The following is a 3,927-nucleotide window of genomic DNA, read 5'->3' as shown; positions in this document are numbered from 1 at the left end:
TACTTTACAATGAATTTTGCAGATTTAAGGGGAACAACTAATAAGAGAGTTGTATTACAGACATCTAAAATAGATTTGCAAGCCGGTCAAACATATATTTTAAATAAAAATGTAATTAACGATATTGACATTGAAGGTGGGGGGGGGCTATTTTCTTTATCTACTACAAATAGATATTACACAAACACAATAAAAACGGGCGAACTCAAAGTAACACGCGTAGATCTTGCAAATTCTATCATTTCTGGAACTTTTTGGTTTGATGCCGTCAACCAGGCAGGAGAGGTGGTAGAAATAAGAGAAGGGCGATTCGACTGGAATTACTAACAATAAAACACCAAAAACAAAAACAATGAAAAAAATGTACAAGCTCCTGCTTGCTGTTTGCTTCCTTTACGGAACAAATGCTTTCTCCCAGCAAACCTTCAACACCGAGTTCAAGACCAAGACCCTCCAGGTCTTTCAAAACCTCGACAATACCAAATCCCCATAAACACTGACAAACAACACGATACCATTTACTTTCTCTAAAAATAATTTTTCCGCAACACCAAATAATAAAATATTTTCCTACATTTACTCAGCCTTTAATTTACCTTTTTAAAATCTTACTATGAAAAAAACAATCCTACTACTCATCACATTTTTTACACTAAACAGCTGTAATAAGGACGACAATCCCTTTAGTGGCAGCGATAAACTCCCTCCTGAAACCCAAACAGGTGCCAATACTGTTGGTTGTCTGGTAAATGGTAAAGTATTTTTACCTCATGCGGAGGGTATAAATCCAGAAGTAAATTGTAGCTATCAATATATTGATGGACAATTTTATTTTATTATTGCTTTTAGAGATTTAAGAGGCCATAGCACAGAAATGGTAAGTGTTAGAGCTAATAAAATAAATTTACAAACAGGCAATACATATACTTTAGACAAAAATATAATAGATAATGGTGATTTCACTGGGGGGGCGGGGAGTTATTCCCCTACTCTTCAAAACACTTACACAACCAATAGTTTAAAAACCGGTGAACTCAAAATAACACGCGTTGATTTATCAAATTCTATCATTTCTGGAACTTTTTGGTTTGATGCCGTCAATCAGGCAGGAGAAGTCGTAGAAATAAGAGAGGGACGATTCGACTGGAATTATTAAACAATAAAACACCAAAAACAAAAACAATGAAAAAAATGTACAAGCTCCTGCTTGCTGTTTGCTTCCTTTACGGAACAAATGCTTTCTCCCAGCAAACCTTCAACACCGAGTTCAAGACTAAGACCCTCCAGGTCTATCAAAACCTGGACAAGAACAGGGTGCCCCACGGTATCCTGCTCGATTTCGGTATGGAGTTTACCAACCTTTTGGCTTTTAACGGAACCCTAACCGACTCTACCTACACCACTTCCCAAACCATGAGCAACATCTACAAGACCCTGCTTATGTGCAGGGTCCGCCAGGTCACAACAGGATTCATCACACCCGAAGAATATGCTACAAGGTGGTATTCCCAAAGACAAAAAGGAGTCATCGTCCTAAACGCACAGTACTTCAAATACAACCGCTTTGCAGACAATGCCTACCCTAACAAATTAAACTACACCAACAACCAGTTCTCAGATAAATTTGTGGGTGCCGTATGGCAAAATCCCTACGAGGAGAAACAACTTTTCGCAATGGGGCCTGCCATTTCAAAATACAAGGGGCTTCAGCTTCAAGTCAAGTTGCCTTCCAACTTGTTCTTGTCCAACTATCCTTCGGAAGTACAAAGCATCGAGGCCGACTTCTCCGATGGATTGGGCTACAGGACGGTAACTTACAACCAATTGGTTAACGTGAGCTACACCCAGGCCAATACCTATACCTGGAAATACAAGATCACACTAACCAACGGGCAGACCCTTTTCAGCCATTCCAAGATGCAGATAGAGGAAGGACTCAATGCCATAGAATGGGTGAAGAACGAACCAGGAGGCAACGTAACGATGACCTTGTCCGACTATCACAAAAGAAAAATCTTTTCCACCGTAGCCTATCAAGGAGCCTACGGTAGCGCCACCCTATACATCAGGACGGTAAACGGGGGTCCCGGTTTTAGCAGACCACTTATCGTTGCCGAAGGTTTTGACCCGGGAGTGATATTGAACCCCGAGCAGGAAGCGGGGGATAATAATATTGAAGATTTTATACAAGGTTCTTCGTCTAATTTTTCTAACTCAATTAATTTAGAAACCCAAATCAACACCTACGACATCATCTATGTAGATTGGGACAATGGCGTCGATTTTATCCAGCGAAATGCCTATGTGCTGGAAGAAGTAATCAAATGGGTCAACCAGAATAAATCGGGTTCGGAGCAAAACGTTATAATAGGACAAAGCATGGGAGGCTTGGTTGCCCGATATGCCTTGAGGGACATAGAGCTGAATAGAAATTTCAATCATGATACGAAACTGTACATCTCCCATGATGCGCCGCATCTTGGTGCCAACACCCCCTACAGTGTTCAATATTCAGCACGCCACCTCCGAAACCTTTATGTAAGCACTCCCGTACCATTGTTGCTGGGAGAAATTGTACTGCCTATTGTATCTTCCTTTGCCGACGGATTGATAGGTATAATTAACAACAATACAAGTTGGACCATCGATGGTCAGCCCATACAAGAAATAGATTATGTAACACCTCTAACCAATTTTTCATTGGCCGATGTCCCTGCCGCAAGACAGATGCAATATACCTGGATCAATAGAAAATATGAGATGAAAAATGCCATCCATCAAATCTGGCAACAGGAATTATCTACAATGGGCTATCCTGTTGGTTATCCTTCGCTGAACAAGCCTATTAGAAACATTGCTATTGCAAATGGCAGCGAATGTGGGGCCCTACAAACAGACAATGACAACATCATGAGCTATATCAAAGATGCTGGTCGTGATACGTTTCTGTCAAATTACACAGGTATTCTTGACTCTGTTTATGGCACTTTCCTCAACAATCCATTAGTAGTCGTGGCAAGTCTCTTTCCTGGAAAATCCTACTGGGAAATAAATTTTCAATCCAAGTACATGACCACTCTCAATCAGAGTAAAACCATTTACCATGGCAGTTTAAAATACAAGAAAAAAGTATATTGGTTTATACCCGTTTCCATTACGGTTACAGAGGAAGATCCACCACAACCTTCTGGTGTTTTACCTTATGATATATATGGTGGCGGAAACCAAAGAACCAATCCAAATCAACTGCCAATTGACGGCATAGTTTCAAACCACTTTGGATTTATTCCAACTGCAAGCGCCTTAGATATAGGTAAGGGAACTACAGTTATAAATGATATCGATTATCGAAAAAAATATACGGGTGCTTTGCCTCCTGTAGCACCAAAAAACTCCCCTTTTGATAATTTCATAACTCATTTCGATCAATTTAATCCTACTAACAATAATTCAGAACATATTTCATTTAATTTAAGAAACGGAAATTGGCTGGCAACAGAATTAGATGCAGTTGCCAACAACAGTCAGGTTTTCGATTGTTCCTTTATGTGTTCAAACAAAGAACCCAATTGGGTCGATTTTGTATGTACTTCACAAGTGTTCACAAGCCCAGTTATTCAGTCAGACGCTACTTATGTTTGGGGCATAAGTGAAGGATACAATTTAGTAACATTTTCTGCAGCAACTTCTCTACCAAACTTTACCGTGACCAATAAAAATATTGGATCTGGATACGTTACAATAGACTTATATGTTACCATACCTTCCTGCGGCACAAGAAACTATACCAAGAGAATATGGGTAGGTCTTCCAACCATCCGCCAACCACTGGACTGCGCCACCAACCCATTAAACGATCCAAGCTGTACCCTAACATTATGCAAAAGCAACGAATACCTGGTAAACAACCTTATCCGTATAGAAGCC

Annotated in this window: 4 protein-coding genes; all 4 read left to right on the top strand. The window is 40.1% G+C overall.

What is annotated here, in order from left to right; translation table 11 throughout:
• Positions 1 to 327: DUF6252 family protein (locus ACI6PS_RS16110; RefSeq protein ID WP_421013597.1), on the top strand; the 327-nt coding region annotated here is incomplete at its 5' end.
• Between the two features lie 25 nt (positions 328 to 352).
• Entirely contained in the window at positions 353 to 493 is a 141-nt protein-coding gene (locus ACI6PS_RS16105) for a hypothetical protein (protein WP_421013596.1), read from the top strand.
• Positions 494 to 613: 120 nt separating this feature from the next.
• Complete coding sequence (locus ACI6PS_RS16100) at positions 614 to 1,156, top strand: DUF6252 family protein (protein WP_421013595.1); 543 nt, start codon at positions 614 to 616, stop codon at positions 1,154 to 1,156.
• A gap of 26 nt (positions 1,157 to 1,182) precedes the next feature.
• A partial coding sequence (locus ACI6PS_RS16095; protein ID WP_421013594.1) for a hypothetical protein occupies positions 1,183 to 3,927 on the top strand: 2,745 nt, incomplete at its 3' end.

Source organism: Flavobacterium sp. PLA-1-15 (genome assembly GCF_049060005.1).
GTDB lineage: Bacteria > Bacteroidota > Bacteroidia > Flavobacteriales > Flavobacteriaceae > Flavobacterium.
This window is presented reverse-complemented; position numbering and strand designations above follow the sequence as displayed.